We start from the raw sequence: 22362 nt of genomic DNA, 5'->3' as shown, positions 1-22362 counted from the left end.
TGCCACCAACCGCAGCCGCCCAACGGCTCCCAAGTCAACGCCCCGTGCTGTATGTCACGGTGGGCGACGCTTGTGTCGATGGTCGAGCCGCCGCCCGAGCTGCCAGAATGGTGAGGATTGCGGCTACGACCAAGACCGCGGCACTGGTCTCGAAGGTCGCGCGATAACCGCTCAAGTCAAACAGCACGCCGCCCACCGTGGCCCCCGAGGCAATGGCGAGTTGAACGATCGCGACCATCAATCCACCCCCTGCCTCGGCATCGTCCGGCAACGTCCTTGCCAGCCAGGTCCACCAGCCCACAGGCGCGGCCGTGGCCACCAGGCCCCAGAGGCCGAGCAGTAAGGCTGTGATGGACGCGGAATCGCCGAACCCCACCAAGGCCAGGGCGATCGCGGCCATGAGCAGCGGGATGATGATCAGCGTGCGATACAGGCCTTTTTTGAGGAGCGCACCGATCAGGAAGGTGCCGAGCAATCCCGCCAGACCAATCGCCAGCAACATCAGCGAAAGCAACGAGACGTCCACCCGCGTCACGCTCTCCAGGAACGGCCGCAGGTAGGTAAACAACATGAACTGGCCCATGAAGAACGTGCTGACCGCCAGCATGCCCAACGCAACCGGCGCCCGGGCCATCAGCTTCAAAGGATTGGCGGCGCCCCGTTTCGCCTGGATGGGCATCGACGGCAGGCTCATCAGCAGCCATGCCAGGGCGAGCGCGGCGACGGGCACGATGCAGAAAAACGCACCACGCCAGCCGATGATCGCTCCCAGGAAACTGCCCAACGGCGCGGCTACGACCGTGGCCAAGGCATTGCCGCCGTTGACGATGGCAAGGGCCCGGGGAACTTTATCCTGCGGCACCAGGCGCATGGCCGTTGCCGCCGACAACGACCAGAAGCCGCCAATCGCAACGCCGATCAGTGCCCGCCCGACCATGAAAACCAGATAACTGGGCGCCAGTGCCGCCACCGTTCCGGAGATGATCATCAACAGCGTCAGCGCCGAGAGCAGCCACTTGCGTTCGATGCGCGCCGCGATCGACGCGATGAACAGGCTGGTGACTAACGCAAAGGCACCGGAGACGGCGATGCCCTGACCAGCCTGTCCTTCGCTGATGTGCAGGTCTGCGGCCACCAGTGTCAGCAGGCTGACCGGCATGAATTCCGACGCAACGAGTGCAAAGGCCGCCAACGACATGGCGAGCACAGCGCCCCATGCAGGTTTGCCCTGTGGTTTTGGCAATGAGGTATCGGTCATGAAAATCCTGAAATTGCTTGATGGGCTCGGAGCCCCTCTCTTGGGTCTAGGGATTGCACCGAGCATGGACCCGGCGAGCGAGCGCCGTTCCGGATGAGCTTAATGTGACGTGCAGTTTTAACGACCGGCAAGGGCGACCGGTAGAACATTTCGCTGGAGTTCTTGCCCGATCCTGTGAACCCGCCTGTTTGCCATAGGCAACGCTTCGCTTGGCGGGGTAATGTTCTGCCTATAGCTCTCAATCCCGCAGATATCCACATGACCGCCCAAGACAGATCGCTCCAACAGAGGCTCGCCAACCTCATCGATAACCGGACGACAGGACCGGGCGACTTTGAAACGTCAATTGCCGGTCTTTGTTTTTTCCGGCGCGACGCCCCTGCCCCACCCATGACCTGCATGATCGAACCGAGCATCGTCCTCGTCGCCCAAGGGATGAAACAGGTGTGGATTGGGGGGCAGGCGTATGGGTACGACACCGCACGTTTCCTTATGACTTCGCTGGATATGCCTGCGAACTCGGAAGTGTTGGCCGCCAGCCCGCAACAGCCCTGCCTGGGGCTGGTCATGCGACTCGATTTGCGCATGGTGGCGGATCTGATCGCCCAGGGCAGCGTGATACCACGGGTCGAGCGCGCCGTCGGGATAGGTGCGGGGATCGGCACGGCCACCCAGGATTTTCTCGAGCCGTTCGTGCGCCTGCTGGCCCTGCTCGATGAACCCGACGCCATCCCGGTGCTGGCGCCCTTGATCCAGCGAGAAATTCACTATCGGTTGTTGATGGGCGACCAGGCCGCGCGGCTAAGGCAGATTGCCTCCGTCGACAGCCAAGGCTACCGGATCGCCAAGGCCATCGACTGGTTGAAGCTCAACTACACCGGGCCTGTCCGTGTGGAGGACCTCGCGTCGCGCGTGCAGATGAGCGCCCCGACGTTCCATCACCATTTCCGCCAGCTCACGGCTATGAGCCCACTGCAATACCAGAAATGGCTGCGGTTGAACGAAGCAAAGCGCCTGATGCTCAACGAGCACTTGGACGTGGCGAGCGCGGCCTACCAGGTGGGCTATGAAAGCCCCTCGCAGTTCAGCCGAGAATACAGCCGTCTCTTCGGCGCGTCCCCGAAGCGGGATATCGCGGCGTTGCGCAGGCCGGCAAATGCCATTAAAGCTGATTGACTCGTGGTGCCCGGCTCCACCTTGGCGACTCGGCCTCATCCTACGGGTCCGCCAGCGCAATACATTTGCGCGCCAGGATCAGGGGGATTGCATTGCACCTACACCAACCGCAAGCCAACCATGCGCAAGCCATGGAATACCTTGGAGCGCGCTTCGTTGTGCTCATCCGCCTGACACTGCGCGGTAATACTGCGTCATGTACTCCACGAACACGCGCACCTTGGCCGGCAGATGCCGGGCATGAGGGTAAAGCGCGTAGTAGTGCCGTTCCCCAAGGGTGTGCTCAGGCAGGATTCGCACCAGCCTGCCGGCCAACAGGTCATCTTGCACCGTCGCCAGGGTAAACGCGGCTATGCCGCCGCCTGCCAAGGCATAAGCGTGCAAGGCAGTGATGGTGTCTGTATGAAAAATGCCCTGGCAATCCAGACTGACGGGGCCTTCCCAGGCGCTGGTGAGCGTCCACTGAGGAGTCGCCCCATACGTCAGCAACCGATGCTCGTTGAGTTCGGCAGCACTGCGAGGCAAACCGCACTTGAACACGTAAGCCGGCGCCGCTACCAGCACCAGCGGTGAAACGCTGAGCAAACGGGCGACCAGGCTGCTGTCGGCCAAGGGCCCGCAAATCCGCAACGCGACGTCGAAGCCATCGGCCACCAGATCGACCAACGGATCAGAGCAAGACAAATCGATCTGGATCTCCGGATACCGCGCCTGGAAGGCCGGCAACCAATGCGCCAACTCCAAGGTGCCTACCACCAGCGGCGCGCTGATCCGAAGCAGCCCGAAGGGACGCTCGTGTTCCAGCGCGACGGCTTGGGACGCGGCATCGACTCGGTCAAGGATATCCACGCAGGCTGCGTAGTACCTTTCCCCTGCTGCCGTAAGGCTCATGCGGCGGGTATTGCGATTGACCAGACGCACGCCCAACGTGGATTCCAACTGATGCAAATGCCGGGAAACCGACGAGTGCGTGGTGTTCAGCCGCTCAGCGGCGGCTGAGAATCCCTGGGCCTCAGCGATGCAGCGGAACACACGCATGGCGACCATCTGATTCATAGGGGGCTTAGCGCACCGGTAGCTTGATGATTTCGGTGGTGTTCATCACATCGCCGAACGTATCCTCAATCTCGGCGAGGGCAGCCTTGTGCAAGGCGTCCTTGTCGATCGATTCCCCATTGACCCGGGTAATCGCACGCGTAGCTGATGCATCGGCCGCCACCAACACGTTATAGCTCAGCGGTGCCGCATCCCGAGCAGCGCCCGCCACGCACGCATGGGTCATGAGGCCGGAGACGATCACGTTCTCGATACCCCCGGCTTTCAGACGCTTGTCCAGATCGGTACTGCCGAACACGCTGACGGTGGTTTTTTGCAAGACCGGGTCATTGGGCCTGGGCTGCATATCAGGATGGAATTTCACGGTTTCACCGTCGATGGCAAACACAGGGGAGCCGGCGGGTGCGATGTGCTGAACGTGGTAGACCGGCATTTTGTGTTCATCGGCGAATTCGATCAGCTTCCGGGCGTTGGCCAGCGCTGCCGGGCCGTCAGGGATCGGCATCTTACCGGTGAAGTATTCATTCTGAAAATCGATCACCAGTAACGCGGTTTTACCGGCAGGCAACTGGCTCACGGGCACTGCACCAGACATTGCACGAATGGTTGGATGACTCTCGGCCGAGGCGCCGGCACTGGCGAGAACGCCTGAGAATACACAGGCGGTGAGCAATCGACGGGTAAAGCTTTGCATGGGCAGTTCCTTCTTTCATGGAGTGAATGAAGGGAATCCTAGGTGGATGGCTGGCGCCGGAACACAGCGCGGACGGCACAGAACTTGTTTGGAATTTGCACAGGTGAACCGTGATCGAGCGCTCAGGACTGTCTACAGCCCCGTACCTCTGCCCCACTGCCCGCGATTATCCGCTTCCCCACTTTCTCCCCCACTTCCAATGCCTGCCCATCCCTCTGCTTGCCCTGCCGCGCCTGCCCCACCAGCTGAGGAATCAAATCCCCTTCCGGTAAGTGCTTCCAGAATCGCCCCGGCATGTGCTGGCGCAACGCGGTGGGGTTGAGCCTCGCCGGATTGAAGATGTGTCGATAATAGGTGCGCCACAGTTCCGCGCCGGGATCTTCGGCGTGGCGGGCCCATTGTTGCCATTGCTCGGGGCAACGGCGTTGATAGTCCAGCGAATGCCCATCGAAACGAATGCCATCGCGGGGCGTTGCGATCAGCCAGCGTTGCCGGCCCAATCGCTCGGCAAAATGCCCGCTCGCGCTTTCAAGGATGTCGTGGGCGGGCTGGTGGAAAGCCACAAGATCCAACTGCAGTTGTTCGGCGACCGCCGGCGGCAGCGGTACGAAACGCACGAACGCATGAAGGTGATGGGCTTCGCGGCTGACCTGTTTGATGCGCCGTTGCAATTCGCTGCCCAATCGATCGCCAGCGAGCATTGCGGTGCGGTCGCCATGGGCGACGCGCCAGAGCACTTCGTACAGCAGATTCCAGCGTTGTTCGCCCTGGTAGCGGCTGGCCTGTTCCAATTGCCCCAACAACCCCGCCGGCACGCGCGTCTGGAACGGCCCCGGGCCCTGTGGCAGCGGCGTCGGCACAGCCAGCAGGTCGGCGATCGGGCCCTGGGCCCATGTCACGTCGCTGGGGTCGATTCCGTGGCCCAGCAGCGTTCGGGCCTGGTCACGCCAGGTGCTGAAATCGTCGCCACAATCGAGGGCGATCATGCCCACAGCCCCATTTGCACCGGCCGCTGTGGGTCGCGCAAGCGCGCTCGGAGCAGCCCGCTGCGCACTTGGCCGTCAGCGGGGCGGTAATCGCTGGTCACGATAAACGGACGCGCCTTTTCCAACACGCAACGCAACTGCACCAAGTCGTCGTAGCGAATCCGCCGCTCCCTGCGCAGTGTCACCAGCCGCTGGACACTGCGCAGGCCGATGCCGGGAATGCGCGCGAGCAAAGCCGGCTCGGCGCGGTTGAGGTCGAGTGGAAACACATCACGATTGGCCAATGCCCAGGCCAGCTTGGGGTCAATGTCCAGGTCCAGGTTGGTGGATGTGCTCAATAGTTCGCCTGCCTTATAGCCGTAGCCTCGCATGAGGAAGTCGGCCTGATACAACCGATGCTCCCGCAGCAAAGGTGGCGCGGCCAGTGGCACGCTGGCGGGGCTCTCGGGGATCGGGCTGAAGGCGGAGTAATAGACTCGCCGCAGGCCGTAGCCCTGGTAAAGCGACTCGGCGTTGCTGAGGATGGCGTGGTCGTCGGTGGCATCGGCCCCGACGATCACTTGCGTGCTCTGCCCGGCCGGGGCAAAACGAGGCGCCCGCGGCTCGCCCGCCACCGCCTGTTGGCCGTCGTGGATGGTGCCCATCGCCTGACGGATGGTAGCCAGTTGCTTCTCCGGCGCCAGGCGCTTGAGGCTGATCTCCGAGGACAATTCGATATTCACGCTCAGGCGATCCGCCAGCCGCCCGGCCTCTTCGATCAATAGCGGGTCGGCGTCGGGAATGGTCTTGAGATGGATATATCCACGGAACTGGTGCTCTTCGCGCAGCAACCGCGCGACTCGAACCAACTGCTCCATGGTGTAATCGGCCGAGCGAATGATGCCAGAGCTCAGGAAAAGGCCGCTGATGCAATTACGTCGATAGAAATCCAGGGTCAGCCGGACCACTTCTTCGGGTGAGAATCGCGCCCTCGGCACATTGCTGGAGCGGCGGTTCACGCAGTACTGGCAGTCGTACAGGCAGAAATTGGTCAACAACACCTTGAGCAGCGATACACAGCGACCATCCGGCGTGTAGCTATGGCAGATACCCATGCCATCCGTGGCCCCAAGCCCGTCCCGCCCCCGCGAACTGCGCTTGGGGGCGCCACTGCTGGCGCAGGATGCGTCATATTTGGCGGCATCGGCAAGAATGCCCAGCTTGGCAATGAGTTGCATGGAAAACACTCGGACACTGGATGCATGAACAGTATTCGCAGATGCGCCGTGTTGCAAGCTCCGTTGGTCAATCCAGCCGCCGAATCGACAGTGACAGATGGGTTCATTGGCTACGCGATGGGCTATAATCCGCTCACCCACGTGATTCGAGGTCCAACCCCATGGGCACTGTCAGCCTTGAAACAAAGAAGGCCTACGCGGCCAGGACTCGTAGGTCCAACTACGCAGCGAGCCTGCGCCTGGAGGGCTTCAAGGTGTCTTTCGAGGACGGCGAACGCAAGCTGCCATCCCGTGAAGACGTGTTGAAGACCTTCACCAAGACCCGAGCCTGATGCCCGACAAATATGGCGTCGGCGAGGACGCCTACTGCTATCCCGGCTCCACGGTCCTGCGCAACAAACTCGATATCCACGACGAACCCACCCTGGGCGAAGCCGAACAACAGCTTTCGGCGATCGCGGCGAGCAGTGTTGAATTCAACCCGCCCCCTTACAGCCTGGCTTACCTTCAGAACATCCATCACGCATTGTTCGCAGACCTGTTCGAATGGGCCGGACAGCTGCGGACCGTTGGCATGGCCAAGCAGGACACTCGCTTCTGCCAACCGGAATACATGGAGAAGGAAGCCGAAAAGATTTTCGCCCGCATAGCGGCAGCGAATTGGTTCGAAGCAATGGGCCGGGATGAACTCATAGTCGCCGTGGCGGACGCCTACTCCGATATCAACGTCATCCATCCCTTTCGTGAAGGCAACGGCCGCGCCCAACGCATCCTGTTTGAGCACCTCATCATGAATGTCGGGTTCGAAATAAGTTGGTGGGGAATCGAAAAAGACGAATGGATCAATGCCAATATCGCGGCTTATAACTGCGTGCTCGATCCCATGGAAACCGTTTTCAAGAAGTGTATTGGACAGCCGATACAATCTCGACCATAAGTTACCTGCGCTCTTTGCTTAAGCGATACATTCCGTGCCAGCCAACCCTGCCGAAAGACGATGTATGAACCAGACCGCCTCGTTCCCCCCGAATGAACGAGGCCGAGACTTTGTCGTGGGCGACGTCCACGGGCATTTCAAGCTTCTGGAAAGGGCCTTGGTGAAACTCGAGTTCAATACCGAAGTAGACCGGGTTTTTTCCGTGGGGGACCTCATCGATCGCGGTCCCGACTCAGAGGACGTATTGAATTGGCTTGGGCAACCCTGGTTTCATGCGGTACGCGGCAACCATGAGCAAATGGTTATCGATGGTATCTGCGGCCACGGAGACAGACACAGGCACATCCGCAACGGCGGCGCCTGGCTCTATGAGTTGAGCCCGACCACCCAGGAGCAACTTCTAGCAGCGTTTCAGCAACTTCCGATCATTATCGAAGTTAAGTTATCCGACGATAAAACAGTTGGGATAGTACATGCCCAAGCGCCAGCTGTCGGGCTTGAAAATGAATGGCAGAATGCGAAGGAAGCCATTACCGGAACGCGAGGAAAGCAGTCCGAACAACAAGCCTTGGCGCAAGCCCTTTATGCCCGGGACAAAATCGAACAGCAGGACCCGACTCCAATCAAAGGCATCCACGAAGTTTATGTCGGACACTCATCAGTCCCGCGCGTCACCCGCCTCGGCAACGTTCTCTACATGGATACTGGCTGCTCCTTTTCCGACGGAGCACTGAGCCTCATGGAAATCGGCAGCCAATCGGTTTTCAGCATAGGCATGACGCAGTGAATGGGCGGGCTGCCTAGTCCGGGCTGAATGCATTCGCTGCCGCCCCATACCTGATAAACTGTGCGGCCTCCGCATTTGCCTCCAGATTCCCATGCCTCTTCAAGAAACTTTGCGACAGTCCGTTTCCCGCCGCTTCAGCGTGGCCCCGATGATGGATTGGACCGACGCCCACTGTCGCTTCTTCCTACGCATCCTCTCCAAGCACGCCCTGCTTTACACCGAAATGGTCACCACCGGTGCCTTGCTCAACGGCGACCACGAACGCTTCCTGCGCCACCATGAAACCGAGCATCCGCTGGCCCTGCAACTGGGCGGCAGCGTCCCCGGCGACCTGGCGGCCTGCGCCCGAATGGCCCAGGAACATGGCTACGACGAGGTGAATCTCAACGTCGGCTGCCCAAGCGACCGGGTGCAGAACAACATGATCGGCGCCTGCTTGATGGGGCATCCGGAATTGGTGGCCGATTGCGTGAAAGCGATGCGCGACGCCGTGTCGATTCCGGTGACGGTCAAGCATCGGATCGGGATCAATGGTCGCGACAGTTATGAGCAATTGTGCGAGTTCGTCGGGACCGTGCGTGACGCCGGTTGCAACAGTTTTACCGTGCATGCGCGGATTGCGATCCTGGAGGGGTTGTCGCCGAAGGAGAATCGCGACATTCCGCCATTGCGCTATGACGTGGTGGCCCGATTGAAAGCGGACTTCCCTGAGCTGGAGATCGTACTCAACGGTGGAATCAAGACACTGGAGGCCTGCCACGAACATCTGCAAACGTTCGATGGTGTCATGCTGGGCCGCGAGGCGTACCACAACCCGTATCTGCTGGCCGAAGTGGACCAACAGTTGTTCGGCAGCACTGCGCCGCTCATTACTCGTGCCGAGGCCTTGGCACAGCTGCGGCCTTATATTGCCGATCACTTGGCACAAGGCGGTGCCATGCACCACATCACCCGTCACGTGCTGGGGCTGGGCACTGGGTTCCCGGGCGCGCGGCGGTTCCGGCAGTTGTTGTCGGTGGATATCCACAAGACCAAGGATCCGTTGGCCTTGCTCGATCAGGCGGGCCAGTTGCTGGAAGGGCGTTAACCATCACTTGCTTTGAACCTGCGCGCTGTTTTGGCATCGTATCTACCGGTAGTTGCCCCGGCCTTTCAAACACCCGTTTTCAGGTTGTTGCCGCTGGGGCCATCGATACCTCTTCACGCCCTTGAGTGGCTGCCGGCCCTCGGGTAATGTCAACGGACCCATAGGACAGAGCACGCTCATGACTTCCAAGCTGGAACAACTCAAGCAGTTCACCACCGTCGTGGCCGATACGGGCGACTTCGAAGCCATCGCCCGCATCAAACCCGTCGACGCCACCACCAACCCATCCCTGCTGCTCAAGGCTTCGGCCATCCACGGTTATGCCGAGCTGCTGAACGCTTGCGTGGCGGACTGCAAGGGCGACGTGGGCCTGGCCAGCGACCGCTTTGGTGTTGCGGTGGGCCAGGAAATCCTGAAAGTGATTCCGGGGCGCATTTCCACCGAAGTGGATGCACGCCTTTCGTTCGATACCGAAGCCATGCTCAAGCGCGCGCATCGGCTGGTCGATCTGTACGAAAAGGCCGGCGTTGGCCGTGACCGCGTGCTGATCAAGATCGCTTCGACCTGGGAAGGCATCCGCGCTGCCGAGAAACTGGAGCGCGAAGGCATCCAGTGCAACCTGACCCTGCTGTTCTCCTTCGCCCAGGCCGCTGCCTGTGCAGATGCCGGGGTTTTCCTGATCTCGCCGTTCGTGGGCCGTATCTACGATTGGTACAAGAAGGCCAACGGCAACGACTACACCGGCGCCGATGATCCGGGCGTGCAGTCCGTGACGCGCATCTATAACTATTACAAGGCCAATGACTACAAGACCGTGGTTATGGGCGCGAGCTTCCGCAACCTCAACCAGATCGAGCAATTGGCCGGTTGCGATCGCTTGACTGTCAGCCCTGAGCTGCTGGAGAAACTGGCCGCCGACGAAGGCAAGCTGGAGCGCAAACTGGCACCTGGGCAAGCTGGAGAAGCTCGCCTGAGCCTCAATGAGCCCCAGTTCCGCTGGTTGTCCAACGAAGACGCCATGGCGACCGAGAAACTGGCTGAAGGCATCCGTCAGTTCGCTCGTGACCAGGAGAAGCTGGAAGCGTTGCTGCAAGCCAAGCTTTGAGCTGATTCGCAAGGCATGCAAAAGGGCGAACCCTGATGGGTTCGCCCTTTTTTATGCGGCTCGGCCTGAGAAATCTGGCGTCTGACCAGGCCATTCGCAAGCAGGCTCGCGAAAGCGTCAGTCCGGCCTACGCAGGCTCAAGAATCAAGGCCGCTCCAGCGCATTCACCAAGTCATGGAACGCTTCGCGATTGGAGTCGTTCAGCCCCATGAGGATCTTGTGGGCTTCGAGTACCTTGATCCGCACTTCTTCCTCGGATTGGTCCTGGTCAGGCAGGTCGTCCAGGCAATCGGGGCATGGCACCGGATCGCCGACGATGTTGAACACCTGGTCGAAACCCATCGATTGCAGAAGACGGGTGATGTCGTTGTGGGTAGTGACGACAGTCGGCAGCAGGCCGACTTTCTGCCGCGACAGTATCGACAGCTTGGCCAGTAGGCCCAGCGTAGTGCTGTCGATGCTGCGGGTTTCGGTCAGGTCGATCACGATGGCGCTGAAATTCAGCGCGGTGAAGATCTTTTCTATTGTCGCATCCAGCGCCGAACACAAGGTCAGGCGCACCTCACCGACAAACTTCAGGACAAAAGTGCCGTCCTGCTCGGCGAACTGGATTCTACCGGTACTCATCAAAGGTTCCTGCTCAACACTAACAGGGCGATATCATCCGGCATCTCCCCTAGCGTGGCTAATCCAAACACTTGCCGCAGGCCTTCCAGGCTGCCGCCCGCTGCACTCACCCGCTCGGGCAAGGCCGCTTCTTTCTCTTTGAGTGTAGGCTCTGACAAAAGGTCCAGAATGCCATCAGACATCAGCGTCAGGCTGAATGTCGGTGGCAGCTCCAATACGTGGTCCTCATAGGTCGCCTCGTTGAACAGGCCTACCGGCAAACCACGCCCTTCCAGGTAACGAACACTGTCTGGTGTATATAACACAGGCAACGGCAGGTGACCGCCGATGCTATAGGTCAACAAACCAGTCTCCTCGTCGATGACTCCACCGACCATCGTGACGTGCTTGCCCAGCTTACAACTGATCAGGCCCCGGTTGATATGCCCAAGGACCTCCGAAGGCTTGAATTCCGGCAATGTACCGTTGCGCTTGGATTCGAACAGCAGGCGCGTGGTCATGAACTTCAGCAACACCGTGACGAACGCCGACGAAGCACCGTGCCCGGAAACGTCCGCTAGGTAGAACGCCACGCGACGCTCATCTACACGAAAATAATCGACGAAGTCCCCCGACAGGTACAACGACGGGATGATCTGATGGGCAAAACGGAAACCATCGACCGTCCAGGGGCTCACCGGCAGCATGTTCATTTGCACCTGGCGCCCGGCGTTCTGGTCCTCTTGCAACAGGTTCAGGCTGGCTTCGAGCTCGCGATTGGCGGTCTCCAGCTTTTCCCTGTAGCGCTGGTTCTCCACCAGCAGTCGCGAGCGATCCAGGGCTCGGCGCACCGAGTGCTCAAGCACCGCGAGGTCTTCGAGGGGCTTGATCAGGTAGTCCGCCGCGCCCAGGCGCAACGCCTCGACCGCGTCGTTCATCACACCCGCGCCCGAAACGACGATGACCGGGGTCTGCGACGACAGCTCGGTGACCTGGCGAATGAGTTCGAGTCCGCCCATCTGCGGCATGCGCAAGTCGCAGATGACCAGGTCGGGCTTCTCCTGCTCGAATACCTGAAGACCCTGTTGGCCGTTACTGGCCTGCAAGACGCTGAAACCACTGTCTTCCAAGTAGGCCGCGAGACTGGCTCGCACCACTTCGTCATCATCGATTATCAGCAGCGTGGCACTGGTTTTTGGCATGTGGGCAAACGGCGCCAGAATTAGGTTGGCGTAGCGGGCTTGGCGTTGGGCCTGCGCGCACTACTGGATTCGCTTTCTAGCCTCTCTGCCGTACCGGCTTCAGGCCTTCGCCCTACACACGGTTACACCAGAGGTGCCCTTCTAAGGCGCAGACGGTACTCCCATCCGCGGGGCGTTTCAAGCTCATGCGAATCGCCGCTTGCCGTCTTTATTTGTCAAAGCACGGAGAGTTATAAGAACCGAGCGAAGCGTAACTCAATGGAAGGACAAATCTGCGCTTGAACCCTACCAAAGCAAAGAAGGCGGCCATCTGGGCCGCCTCCGCAACTTACAATTGGAAATCAAAAATCATCTTCGACTTGACCATCCTTGACCTTGAATTCGCGGTTTTGCAGGAAGGCATTGCGGATGAACACATACTTGTCGCCGCTGACGAGCTTTTCCGCCGAGAGCAGGCTGGCACGGGTGTCGACGATGTTCAGGCCCCAGATCGAATTGCGGACCGAGACATTATCGATATAAGGGTAAGGGGTGGCGTAGCTGTCGACCCACTTGGCCGGCGCGTCACGCAGGGTACTCGGCCCCAGCAGTGGCAGCATCAGGTACGGTCCGCTGCCCAGCCCCCAATACCCGAGGGTCTGGCCGAAATCTTCGTCGTTACGTTGCAGGCCCATCTTGGTGCCCACGTCGAAAAACCCCAGGAGACCGAACGTGGTATTGAAAATCAAACGGGCTGTGTCGACTCCCGCAGCGGCCGGTTTGGCTTGCAACAGGTCGTTGGCCAGGTTGCCCACGTCACCGATGTTGCGAAACATGTTGTGGATGCCGTCTTCGAGGAATCGCGGCGTCACGTACTGATAACCCTGGGCCAGCGGTTTGAGCGCATAGGTATCAATGGTGTCGTTGAAGGTGAAGATTGGACGGTTGATGCTTTCCCATGGATCTTCTTCCGTGGCGGCCTGGGCGGCAAACGGTACCAGCAGGATACTGGCAGATAGACACAGCTGAGCTAGACGATGGCTCCAGCGCATAGGGAAAACTCCTTGGATTATTCAGGCAAGGGCGCCGAGCCCAGGCGGTAAGGCCGCTAGTATAAGACGGAAAACGTGGATAGGCAGCACTGAAGCAAGAAGCTCGCTGTAGGAATATTCCACAACTAACTCGCATCATGGTGCTGTCACCGGACTGTCATCCGCGCTCGCTAGGCTGCTGGTTATTTCAAGGACGTTCCCATGCCGCGCGCCGAAGCACTGCCCCTCCCTGCCCCCAGCCTTACCGCCGTACTGTTTGGCCTGAGTGGATGCCTGGTGGATTTCGGGGCGCGCGTACGCCAGCCAGGCACCCAGCCATCGGATCATGCCCATCCGACCCCAGGCGCGCTGGAAAGCCTGCAACGCTTGCAGCATCTGGATATCCCCTGCGCCTGGCTCGACGACCTGCCCCCCGCCGTCAGCCATGGCCTGGCGACTTCGTTGCCTGCGTCCATCAAGGCGCCGCAACTTCCCGCAACAAATCAACCTTGGCCGGCGCCGCATGCCTGCTGGCAAGCCCTCATGGCGCTGAACGTCCAACAGTTGGACGGCTGCGTGTTGGTCAGTGGCGAACCCAAGTTGTTGCAGTCCGGGCTCAACGCCGGGTTGTGGACCATTGGACTGGCGTCCTGCGGCTCATTGTGCGGGCTGTCCCCTTCCGAATGGCAAGCCCTGAGCCAGCAGGAACGGGAAATCAAACGGGCCAAGGCCACGGTGCAGCTCTTCAGCCTCGGCGTGCATTCGGTGATCGACCACCTGGGCGAACTGGACACTTGCCTGGCCGACATCAGCCTGCGCAGACAAAAAGGCGAGAAGCCCTGAGCCGGATCATGCAGGGTGCGTGAGTGTGGATTACTCTTAAGGCAGGCCAAGGACCTTTGACGCAGCGTCGCGGTCCATGTCTGTGCCTATCAATAAAGGGAGTACGCCAATGCCTGCCAGCCGGGAATTGCAAGAACAACTCGATACCTTGCGCGAGCAATTGGAACAGGACCCGCCGCTGTCTGAGCCAGATCGCGAACATCTGCACAAGTTGATGGTAGAGATCGAATCTCAGATCGAACTGGAAAACCAGCTTCAGGACAACAGCCTGGTCGACGGCGTAAACCTGGCCGTAGAGCGTTTTGAAGTGGAGCACCCAACGATCGCCGGAACACTGCGCAATATCGTCATTACCTTGGGCGGCATGGGGATCTAAACCCTTGAAACGCAGAAAGCCCTGCTATCGCCAGCAGGGCTTTTTAATGTTTACGAATTGAAATGCAATCCCACAATCAAGATGTCATTGGCGGGCCAGCCGATGGTTCGGCAATTGCACCTCGTCGGTACTGCGATACGGATTGATATCCAACCCACCACGCCGCACATACCGCGCATACACCGTCAGTTTCTCCGGCTTGAGCAAGCGCTGCAGGTCGAGGAAGATCCGCTCCACGCACTGCTCATGGAAATCCGAGTGCTGGCGAAAGCTGACGATGTAGGCCAACAAGCTCGCATGATCCAACGCAGCGCCGCGATACTCCACCGCTACGCTGCCCCAATCCGGCTGGCTCGTCACCGGGCAGTTGGACTTGAGCAAATGGCTGTGCAGGCTTTCCTCGACGATGCGCGAGTCATCGCAACGCAACAGTTCCGGGCGCGGGTGCTCATAGGAATCGACGCTGATGTCCAATTCGTCGATGCACGCACCGGGCAGCGCCACGATGCCTTCGTTTTCCACATCCTTGAGATTGCGGATCCGCACACCCACTGGCTTGCCGGCAGCCGCCGAAAGGTCCTGGCGCAAGGTCGCTTCCAGGCTCGCGGTGTCGGTGAATGGGGTCTGGTTCAACGAGTTCAAGTAAAGCTTGAAGGATTTGGACTCGATAATGTTCGGCGAATCCGCCGCGATGGCGAACTCGCCGATGGCCACCACCGGCTTGCCGGAAGGCAACAGCCAGGACAATTCGAAACAGTTCCAGAAATCCACGCCTTTGTACGGCAGGGTCTCGGCCGTCAGGCCCAGCTCCGCCCACTTCGCGGCGCGCGGAATCGGGAACAGCAGTGACGGCGTGTACGTGGCAATGTATTCGCTGGATTTGCCCAGCGGCGAATGTTCGGCTGCGGGATGCATGACGGAAACCTGACTGAAGAATCAGCGGATTCTATCAGCCTTTGCCGCAGCTTTTAGTGCTTACTGACTGACTGTCAGCTCGCCCCTCATGCCAGCCTGGTAATGGCCGGGAATATTACAGGCGAATTCCAGGCGCGTGGCCTTGCTGAAGGTCCAGGTCAGCTCGGCGGTCTTGCCCGGCTCCACCAGCACGCTGTTGGGATCATCGTGGCGCATCTTCGCCTCGCCGTGGCCCATGGCGGCATGATCCAACCCCGGCTTCATCGTGGTCGGCATCAACTGGCCGCTCTGCTGCATCTTGAGCATTTGCTTTTGGTGCTCCACGTGCGTTGCAGCGTTGCCGAGGTTGAACTCATGAAGCAGCTGGCCTTTGTTGATGAGTACGAATCGAACCGTCTCGCCGGCCTTGACGCCCAGCGCACCGGGATCGAACGTCATGTCGCCCATCACCACATCGATGCTGCGACCGGCCTTGGCCGCTGGCGCAGGCTGACCGAAATCAAAATGGCCCGGCGATGCCCACGACAGCGCACTGAGGGTCAATGCGCAAACAGCCAGGATCAAGCGTACTCCCATCAACATGTCCATACTCCAGTCAGATTCAGCGTGTGGGAAAATCCATCGTCGCAGGCCTGCCAGTCGGCTTACAACTCGATTACAACTTTGTCAGGTTGTGCCACGAACCCGCCTGCCGGACTCAATCCCGGTGGCGAGGGAGCTTGCTCCCGCTGGAGGGCGAAGCGCTCCCAAAATCCAAACGCTGCTTATCATTTCGATGAGTGAGATTTTTGGGCTGCGGCGAAGCCCAGCGGGAGCAAGCTCCCTCGCCACGTAAGCCGGTTCAGCCTCAAGAATACCGCAACGCCTGCGCCGGTTCGATCTTCGCCGCGCGCCACGCCGGGTACACGGTGGCGAGGAAGCTGAGGATGAACCCGGCAGAACAGATCAGCACCACGTCGCCACGCTGAAGCTCAGACGGCAGGTTGCTGACGAAATACACATCGGAACTGAAAATGTGCTGACCGCTGACCCGCTCCAGCCAACCCACCAACTCACTGACGTTCAACGCGGCGATCACGCCCAGCACGCCGCCAATGAGCGTGCCGACGATACCGATCACCGTTCCCTGGACCATGAAGATCGCCATGATCTGCCGCGGCGTGGCGCCGATGGTGCGCAGGATGGCGATGTCGGCGCCTTTATCGTTCACCACCATGATCAACGTGGCGATGATGTTGAACGCCGCCACCGCGACGATCATCAGCAACAGCAAGCCAATCATGGTCTTTTCCATTTTCATGGCGCTGAACAGGCTGCCCTGGGTGTGGGTCCAGTCGTCGGCCTTGTAGTTCGCGCCGAGACCGGTGGCGATGTCACCGGAAACCTTCGGCGCTGCGTACAAGTCCTTCACCGCCAGGCGCACGCTTTGCACCTGGTTCGGCTGCCAGTGCTGCATCTGCGCGGCGTCAGCCAGGTGGATCAGCGCCATGGAGCCGTCCAGCTCGGCGCCGACCTTGAACACGCCGACCACATTCAGCCGCTGCATCCGTGGCGTGATGCCGCCAGGCGCTGTGCTGACTTCCGGCACGATCAGGGTCAGTTTATCGCCCACGTTCAGGCGGAAGCGCCGGGCAGTGATCTCGCCGATCACCACGCCAAACTCCCCCGGTTTCAGGGCGTCGAGACGGCCCTGGACGATGTGCTGGGCGACGATGGAAACCTTGCCTTCCTGGGCCGGGTCCACGCCGCTGATCTGGATCGGCTGCATCGAACCTTTATGGCTCAGCATGCCTTCCATCTCGGTGAACGGAACGGCCGCGAGGACCTCAGGATTTTTCAATGCGGCGGCGGCCACTGGCTGCCAGTCATCGATCGGGTTAACGCCAACGATGGTGGCGTGCGGAACCATGCCGAGGATGCGCGAACTCATTTCGCGCTGGAAGCCATTCATCACCGACAACACGACGATCATCGCCAGTACGCCAAGGGCGAGGCCGATCATCGATGTCATGGAAATGAACGAGACAAAACGATTGCGGCGCTTGGCGCGGGTATAGCGCGTGCCGATGAAAATCGATAACGGTCTGAACATTCGTTGGGCACCGTATGAAAATAAAAGACCCGGCGCTTGCGACAAGCGCCGGGTTTCGGTCGATCAGATGGGCGTCAGGCAACCTTCCTGCAAGTGCAGGACGCGGTCCATCTGGCGGGCCAGGTTCATATCATGGGTCACCACCAGGAACGCCGTGCGCATCGAGGTGCTGAGCTCCAGCATCAAGTCCTGGATGCCCTGGGCGGTGTGGGAATCGAGGTTGCCGGTCGGCTCGTCGAGCATCACCAGGCCGGGCTTGTTGACCAGGGCGCGGGCAATCGCCACGCGCTGGCGCTCGCCACCGGACAGTTCGGCCGGCTTGTGCTCCAGGCGATGCCCCAGCCCTACCCGCTCCAACAGTGCAGTGGCGCGCTGACGGGCCTCGGGAATCGCCGTGCGACCGATCAACAGCGGCATGCAGACGTTTTCCAGGGCCGTGAACTCGGGCAGCAGATGGTGGAACTGATAGACGAAACCCAGGGAACGGTTACGTAACAGGCCACGGGCTTTCTCATTCAATGCCGAGAGTTCTTCGCCCGCCAGCCAGACACTGCCGGCGGTTGGCGTATCGAGGCCACCGAGCAGATTCAGCAAGGTGCTTTTGCCCGAGCCGGAAGTTCCGACGATCGCCACGCGCTCGCCGGGATGCAGCTCCAGCTGCAGGCCCGACAACACCACCACCGACTCCGGGCCTTCCTCGTAGGATTTGCCCAGGTTGCGGCAACTCAAGATTGCTTTTTCACTCATGCCCGACTCACTCATAACGTAACGCCTCCGCAGGCTGGGTGCGCGCGGCACGCCAGGCTGGATACAGGGTGGCGAGAAAACTCAGGACCAACGCGGCGCCGCAGACCATCAACACGTCATCGGCCTGCAATTGCGAAGGCAAGTAATCGATGAAGTACACGTCGGCGTTGAGAAACTTGTGCCCGATCAGGGTTTCGAGACCGGCAATCGCGGCGCTGACATTCAGCGCGGCGAACATTCCGACCAGGGCCCCGACGAACGTACCGATAACGCCGATGACGGTGCCCTGAACCATGAAGATGCGCATGATCTGCCCCGGCGTGGCGCCGAGGGTACGCAGGATGGCGATATCGCCCTTCTTGTCGTTCACCACCATTACCAGCGTCGAGATGATGTTGAACGCCGCCACGGCGACAATCAGCAACAGCAGCAGGCCGATCATGGCTTTTTCCATGCGGATCGCCTGGTACAGGTTGCCGTGTGTGCGGGTCCAGTCGCGGGCGTAGTAACGGTCTTCGCCGAGTTGCTGGGCAATGTTCCAGGCAACACGTGGCGCCTGGAACAGGTCATCGAACTTCAATCGCAGGCCTTGGACCTGGTCCGGTTTCCAGCGATGCAGGCGGGCGAGATCCTGGAGATTGGTCACGCCCAGGTAGCCGTCCAGCTCGCCGGCGCCGACATGGAAGATTCCGACCACGGTAAAGCGTTTCATGCGCGGGAACATGCCGCCCGGGGTGACGGTGACTTCCGGCGCGACGAAGGTCAGCTTGTCGCCGATGGCCACGCCGAGCTTGGCCGCGGCTTTGTCGCCGATCACGATGCCGAAGCTGCCTGGCGCCAGGTCGTCGAGTTTGCCCTGCTTCATGAAGTTGTCGATGATCGACACCTGCCGCTCCAGCCCGGGGTCGATGCCGTTGAGCAAGACCTTGGAAACCTTGCCGTCGTTGGTCAGCAGCCCCTGCATCTGGGTGAACGGCGCGACGGCCAGCACCTGCGGGTTCCGCTTGACGTTGGCGGCCAGGCTCGGCCAATCGCTGATGGCTTCGCCGGTTTCGAGGGTCGCGTGAGGCACCATGCCCAGTACGCGGGTGCGCATTTCATGATCGAAGCCGTTCATCACCGACAACACGACGATCATCACGACCACGCCAAGGGCCAGTCCGATGATGGACGTCAGGGAAATGAACGATACGAAATGATTGCGACGCTTTGCACGGGTATAACGCGTGCCGATGAATACGAAGAGAGGTCTGAACATGTCGGGGCTTGTTCGGAGGGAAAAGGAACGTCCTTGTGGCGGGGGTCACAAACCAGCTTTACACTCAGACCACCGCCGCTACCATGGGTTCGCCATGTCGACATTAGATGAAGAAGATCGCCGCGAATACTACCGTATCGAGGACACGATCGCACTGGAAATTCGGCCCCTGTCCGTTCCTGAAGCCGCCAGCCAGGAAGTGTTGCAGGATGAGTCCCCATTGTTCAATCTGCTCAGCGAATTGCACCTGAGCGAATTCGAGTCACAGCACCTGTTGCGCCAGATCAGCGAGCGCGAACGCAGCATCGCCGCCTACCTGAAGGCCATGAACAAACGCATCGACTTGCTCAGCCAGGTCATCGCGGTGACCGTGCTTGGCGAAATCGGCGAACCACAGCCTGTGATCATCTCCGAAGGCGGCATTGATTTCCAATACCCCTCCCCCGTTGCGGTCGGCGCGCACCTGTCGATCAAGCTGGTGCTGATGCCCCAGGCCCTGGGCCTGTTGCTCCGAGCCCGCGTCACGCATTGCGATCCCAAGGGCGATGGCTACGACGTGGGAACAGAGTTTGAACACCCGACCGACGCCCAGCGCCAATTGCTGGCCCGCTACATCCTGCAAAAACAGGCGCAAGAACGGCGCCTGGCGCGGGAACTGAACGAATCTGGCATCAATAAGGAAGAACCGTGACCCTCATCTATGGCCACCGCGGCGCCAAGGGCGAAGCACCGGAAAATACCCTCACCGGGTTCCAGGAATGCCTCAAGCACGGCGTGCGCCGTTGCGAGCTGGACTTGCACCTGTCCATGGACGGCGAATTGATGGTGATCCACGACCCGACCCTCAAGCGCACCACCGATCGCCGGGGCAAAGTCGTCGAACACACCGCCGCCGAACTGGTGACCTACGATGCGCGCAAAGGTGGCCCAGGCTGGATCAAGCCGTGCCCGATTCCTCGGCTGGAAGAGCTGTTCGAGCAATGCGATTTCGAGCACTGGCAACTTGAAGTGAAAAGCGCGTCACGCACCCGCGCCGCCGCGACCGTGCTGGGCATTCGCGAGATGGCCCAACGCTTCGGGCTGCTGGATAAGATCACCATCACCTCCAGTTCCCGGGAAGTGCTCAAGGCGGCCCTGGACCTGACCCCGGACATTTCCCGCGGACTGGTGGCCGAATACGCCTGGCTCGATCCGTTGAAGGTCGCCCAGAGTTATGGCTGCGAGATTCTGGCGCTGAACTGGACCCTGTGCACGCCGGAACGCCTTATCAAGGCGCAGCGCCAGGGGCTGCATGTGTCGGTGTGGACGGTCAACGAGCCCGCGCTCATGCGCAGGCTCGCCGACTTTGGCGCTGACAGCCTGATTACAGACTTTCCCGGTTTGGCCACTGCCACCCTCGAGAATTGCTGAAATCGGTCTCCCCGGCCGGCTCAGGCCACCGGCCGGAGCCGCTCAAAAAAGCCGGTTGAGCCCGTCATAGGCGGCTACCCGATAGGCTTCAGCCATGGTCGGGTAGTTGAACGTGGTGTTCACGAAGTATTTCAACGTGTTCAGTTCGCCCGGCTGGTTCATGATCGCCTGGCCGATGTGAACGATCTCCGACGCCTGATAGCCGAAGCAGTGCACACCGAGCACTTCCAGCGTCTCGCGATGGAAGAGGATCTTCAGCATGCCTTGCGGCTCGCCGGCGATCTGTGCCCGCGCCATGCTCTTGAAAAAGGCCTTGCCCACTTCATAAGGCACCTTGGCCTGGGTCAGTTCCTGCTCGTTCTTGCCGATCGAGCTGATCTCCGGAATGGTGTAGATGCCAGTCGGTACATCGTTGACGAAGCGCCAGCTGCCGTTGTCGACAATACTGCCGGCGGCCGAACGGCCCTGGTCGTGGGCGGCACTGGCCAGGCTCGGCCATCCGATCACATCACCGGCACCGTAGATATTCGGTACGCAGGTGCGGTAGTTCTCGTCGACCTCGATCTGGCCACGGCTGTTGACCTTTACGCCAATGTTCTCCAGGCCCAGGGTGTCCGTGTTGCCGGTACGGCCGTTGCACCAGAGCAAGGCGTCGGCCTTGATCTTCTTGCCAGACTTGAGGTGCAGGATCACACCGTTGTCGACGCCTTCCACGCGGTCGTATTCCTCGTTGTGGCGCACGGTAATGTTGTTGTTGCTGAAGTGGTAGCTCAAGGCCTGGGAGATTTCCGAGTCAAGGAAGCTCAGCAACTGGCCGCGGTTGTCCACCAGCTCCACCAGCACGCCCAGGCCGCTGAAGATCGAGGCGTATTCGCAACCGATCACCCCGGCGCCGTAGACGATGAGCTTACGTGGGGTGTGACCCAGGCTCAGGATAGTGTCGCTATCGTAGATACGTGCGTGGTTGAAATCGATATCAGCCGGACGATATGGGCGCGAACCGGTGGCGATGATGATGTGCTTGGCCACCAGTTTCTCGACCACGCCATTGCCACAGACTACTTCGACAGTCTGCTCGTCGGCGAAGCTGCCAGTGCCGAAGAACACATCGACACGGTTGCGAGCGTAGTAGCCGGTACGCGAGGCCACTTGCTTGGAGATCACCTTCTCGGCGCTCTTGAGCACGTCCGGAAAGGAGAACCAGCGCGGCTCGCCGATGGCCCGGAACATCGGGTTGGTGTTGAACTGCATGATCTGCCGGACCGAGTGACGCAAGGCCTTGGACGGGATGGTGCCCAAGTGGGTGCAGTTGCCGCCGACCTGCCGACGGCTGTCGACCATCGCCACTTTGCGCCCTGCCTTGGCAGCGTTCATTGCCGCGCCTTCCCCGGCAGGGCCGGAACCCAGTACTACCACGTCGTAGTTGTAGACAGCCATGCGTACTCCTCAGAACAGGCCGCGATGCCACGCTTGGCACCGACGGCTAAATCATGCCGACCGGCGGCATGAAGGAACAATTTGGGGCCGGTTCACGCGCCCGGCCACAGTCTATAGAAGCGTCAACGCCGCGCACATTACCCCTTGGTCGCGTCGTAGGCTA

24 protein-coding genes are annotated in these 22362 nt (G+C 60.3%); 10 read left to right on the top strand and 14 right to left on the bottom strand.

The window, feature by feature from the left end; genetic code table 11:
• Positions 1 to 34: 34 nt before the first annotated feature.
• On the bottom strand, positions 35 to 1258 hold the full coding sequence (locus DOCECA_RS05875) for an MFS transporter (RefSeq protein ID WP_445571592.1): 1224 nt from the start codon (positions 1256 to 1258) through the stop codon (positions 35 to 37).
• Between the two features lie 258 nt (positions 1259 to 1516).
• On the opposite strand from DOCECA_RS05875, the gene DOCECA_RS05870 reads away from it, so the two are divergent.
• On the top strand, positions 1517 to 2434 hold the full coding sequence (locus tag DOCECA_RS05870) for an AraC family transcriptional regulator (protein ID WP_434610616.1): 918 nt from the start codon (positions 1517 to 1519) through the stop codon (positions 2432 to 2434).
• 162 nt (positions 2435 to 2596) lie between these two features.
• Here the strand turns inward: DOCECA_RS05870 and DOCECA_RS05865 are convergent, their stop codons facing one another.
• The 4 genes from DOCECA_RS05865 to DOCECA_RS05850 form a co-directional block, all read right to left on the bottom strand.
• Positions 2597 to 3490, bottom strand: coding sequence for a LysR family transcriptional regulator (locus DOCECA_RS05865; protein WP_445571591.1), 894 nt, complete (start codon positions 3488 to 3490; stop codon positions 2597 to 2599).
• Between the two features lie 7 nt (positions 3491 to 3497).
• On the bottom strand, positions 3498 to 4184 hold the full coding sequence (locus DOCECA_RS05860; protein WP_420764655.1) for a cysteine hydrolase family protein: 687 nt from the start codon (positions 4182 to 4184) through the stop codon (positions 3498 to 3500).
• A gap of 122 nt (positions 4185 to 4306) precedes the next feature.
• Positions 4307 to 5170: a TIGR03915 family putative DNA repair protein gene (locus tag DOCECA_RS05855; protein WP_445571590.1), complete on the bottom strand. Its 864-nt coding sequence runs from the start codon at positions 5168 to 5170 to the stop codon at positions 4307 to 4309.
• Complete coding sequence (locus tag DOCECA_RS05850; RefSeq protein WP_434563302.1) at positions 5167 to 6387, bottom strand: putative DNA modification/repair radical SAM protein; 1221 nt, start codon at positions 6385 to 6387, stop codon at positions 5167 to 5169. Before DOCECA_RS05850 ends, DOCECA_RS05855 begins: the two co-directional genes overlap by 4 nt.
• A 161-nt stretch (positions 6388 to 6548) precedes the next feature.
• Between DOCECA_RS05850 and DOCECA_RS05845 the strand changes: the two genes are divergently transcribed.
• The 5 genes from DOCECA_RS05845 to tal all read left to right on the top strand — a co-directional run bounded on the left by DOCECA_RS05845 (position 6549) and on the right by tal (position 10303).
• The gene (locus DOCECA_RS05845; protein WP_085987050.1) at positions 6549 to 6719 is read left to right on the top strand and encodes a YhfG family protein; all 171 of its coding nucleotides are present in this window, start codon (positions 6549 to 6551) and stop codon (positions 6717 to 6719) included.
• On the top strand, positions 6719 to 7324 hold the full coding sequence (locus DOCECA_RS05840) for a putative adenosine monophosphate-protein transferase Fic (protein WP_434610606.1): 606 nt from the start codon (positions 6719 to 6721) through the stop codon (positions 7322 to 7324). Before DOCECA_RS05845 ends, DOCECA_RS05840 begins: the two co-directional genes overlap by 1 nt.
• A gap of 64 nt (positions 7325 to 7388) precedes the next feature.
• Positions 7389 to 8111, top strand: coding sequence for a metallophosphoesterase (locus DOCECA_RS05835; RefSeq protein WP_445571589.1), 723 nt, complete (start codon positions 7389 to 7391; stop codon positions 8109 to 8111).
• Positions 8112 to 8202: 91 nt separating this feature from the next.
• Positions 8203 to 9198, top strand: coding sequence for a tRNA dihydrouridine(20/20a) synthase DusA (dusA, locus tag DOCECA_RS05830; protein WP_434650538.1), 996 nt, complete (start codon positions 8203 to 8205; stop codon positions 9196 to 9198).
• Between the two features lie 178 nt (positions 9199 to 9376).
• The gene (gene tal, locus DOCECA_RS05825) at positions 9377 to 10303 is read left to right on the top strand and encodes a transaldolase (RefSeq protein ID WP_420764661.1); all 927 of its coding nucleotides are present in this window, start codon (positions 9377 to 9379) and stop codon (positions 10301 to 10303) included.
• 144 nt (positions 10304 to 10447) lie between these two features.
• On the opposite strand, the gene rssC is transcribed toward tal, so the two are convergent.
• The 3 genes from rssC to DOCECA_RS05810 form a co-directional block, all read right to left on the bottom strand.
• On the bottom strand, positions 10448 to 10930 hold the full coding sequence (gene rssC / locus DOCECA_RS05820) for an anti-sigma factor antagonist RssC (RefSeq protein ID WP_420764662.1): 483 nt from the start codon (positions 10928 to 10930) through the stop codon (positions 10448 to 10450).
• Entirely contained in the window at positions 10930 to 12111 is a 1182-nt protein-coding gene (gene rssB / locus DOCECA_RS05815) for a two-component system response regulator RssB (protein WP_039589103.1), read from the bottom strand. Before rssB ends, rssC begins: the two co-directional genes overlap by 1 nt.
• A gap of 341 nt (positions 12112 to 12452) precedes the next feature.
• A complete protein-coding gene (locus DOCECA_RS05810; RefSeq protein ID WP_420764663.1) occupies positions 12453 to 13142 on the bottom strand; it encodes an MlaA family lipoprotein in 690 nt (229 codons plus the stop codon).
• Between the two features lie 201 nt (positions 13143 to 13343).
• On the opposite strand from DOCECA_RS05810, the gene DOCECA_RS05805 reads away from it, so the two are divergent.
• Complete coding sequence (locus tag DOCECA_RS05805; protein WP_420764664.1) at positions 13344 to 13964, top strand: HAD family phosphatase; 621 nt, start codon at positions 13344 to 13346, stop codon at positions 13962 to 13964.
• Positions 13965 to 14073: 109 nt separating this feature from the next.
• The gene (locus DOCECA_RS05800) at positions 14074 to 14340 is read left to right on the top strand and encodes a DUF4404 family protein (RefSeq protein ID WP_434675067.1); all 267 of its coding nucleotides are present in this window, start codon (positions 14074 to 14076) and stop codon (positions 14338 to 14340) included.
• Positions 14341 to 14424: 84 nt separating this feature from the next.
• Here the strand turns inward: DOCECA_RS05800 and queF are convergent, their stop codons facing one another.
• The 5 genes from queF to DOCECA_RS05775 all read right to left on the bottom strand — a co-directional run bounded on the left by queF (position 14425) and on the right by DOCECA_RS05775 (position 19352).
• Positions 14425 to 15255 (bottom strand): NADPH-dependent 7-cyano-7-deazaguanine reductase QueF, encoded by an 831-nt coding sequence (gene queF / locus DOCECA_RS05795; RefSeq protein ID WP_445571588.1) that lies wholly within the window; start codon positions 15253 to 15255, stop codon positions 14425 to 14427.
• Between the two features lie 60 nt (positions 15256 to 15315).
• On the bottom strand, positions 15316 to 15837 hold the full coding sequence (gene copI, locus DOCECA_RS05790; protein ID WP_445571587.1) for a copper-resistant cuproprotein CopI: 522 nt from the start codon (positions 15835 to 15837) through the stop codon (positions 15316 to 15318).
• 265 nt (positions 15838 to 16102) lie between these two features.
• Positions 16103 to 17347 (bottom strand): lipoprotein-releasing ABC transporter permease subunit, encoded by a 1245-nt coding sequence (locus DOCECA_RS05785; protein ID WP_434628411.1) that lies wholly within the window; start codon positions 17345 to 17347, stop codon positions 16103 to 16105.
• A 63-nt stretch (positions 17348 to 17410) separates the two neighbouring features.
• The gene (lolD, locus tag DOCECA_RS05780; protein ID WP_162843734.1) at positions 17411 to 18094 is read right to left on the bottom strand and encodes a lipoprotein-releasing ABC transporter ATP-binding protein LolD; all 684 of its coding nucleotides are present in this window, start codon (positions 18092 to 18094) and stop codon (positions 17411 to 17413) included.
• Positions 18095 to 18101: 7 nt separating this feature from the next.
• Positions 18102 to 19352, bottom strand: coding sequence for a lipoprotein-releasing ABC transporter permease subunit (locus DOCECA_RS05775; protein WP_434675071.1), 1251 nt, complete (start codon positions 19350 to 19352; stop codon positions 18102 to 18104).
• A 94-nt stretch (positions 19353 to 19446) separates the two neighbouring features.
• Between DOCECA_RS05775 and DOCECA_RS05770 the strand changes: the two genes are divergently transcribed.
• The gene (locus tag DOCECA_RS05770) at positions 19447 to 20043 is read left to right on the top strand and encodes a PilZ domain-containing protein (protein ID WP_434563288.1); all 597 of its coding nucleotides are present in this window, start codon (positions 19447 to 19449) and stop codon (positions 20041 to 20043) included.
• Positions 20040 to 20762, top strand: a complete 723-nt coding sequence (locus DOCECA_RS05765; RefSeq protein ID WP_434563286.1) for a glycerophosphodiester phosphodiesterase — start codon at positions 20040 to 20042, stop codon at positions 20760 to 20762. Before DOCECA_RS05770 ends, DOCECA_RS05765 begins: the two co-directional genes overlap by 4 nt.
• A 42-nt stretch (positions 20763 to 20804) precedes the next feature.
• Here DOCECA_RS05765 and sthA read toward each other — a convergent pair whose 3' ends face one another.
• The gene (sthA, locus tag DOCECA_RS05760) at positions 20805 to 22199 is read right to left on the bottom strand and encodes a Si-specific NAD(P)(+) transhydrogenase (RefSeq protein WP_304553302.1); all 1395 of its coding nucleotides are present in this window, start codon (positions 22197 to 22199) and stop codon (positions 20805 to 20807) included.
• Between the last annotated feature and the right edge of the window lie 163 nt (positions 22200 to 22362).

Source organism: Pseudomonas sp. E102 (assembly GCF_052660185.1).
This window is presented reverse-complemented; position numbering and strand designations above follow the sequence as displayed.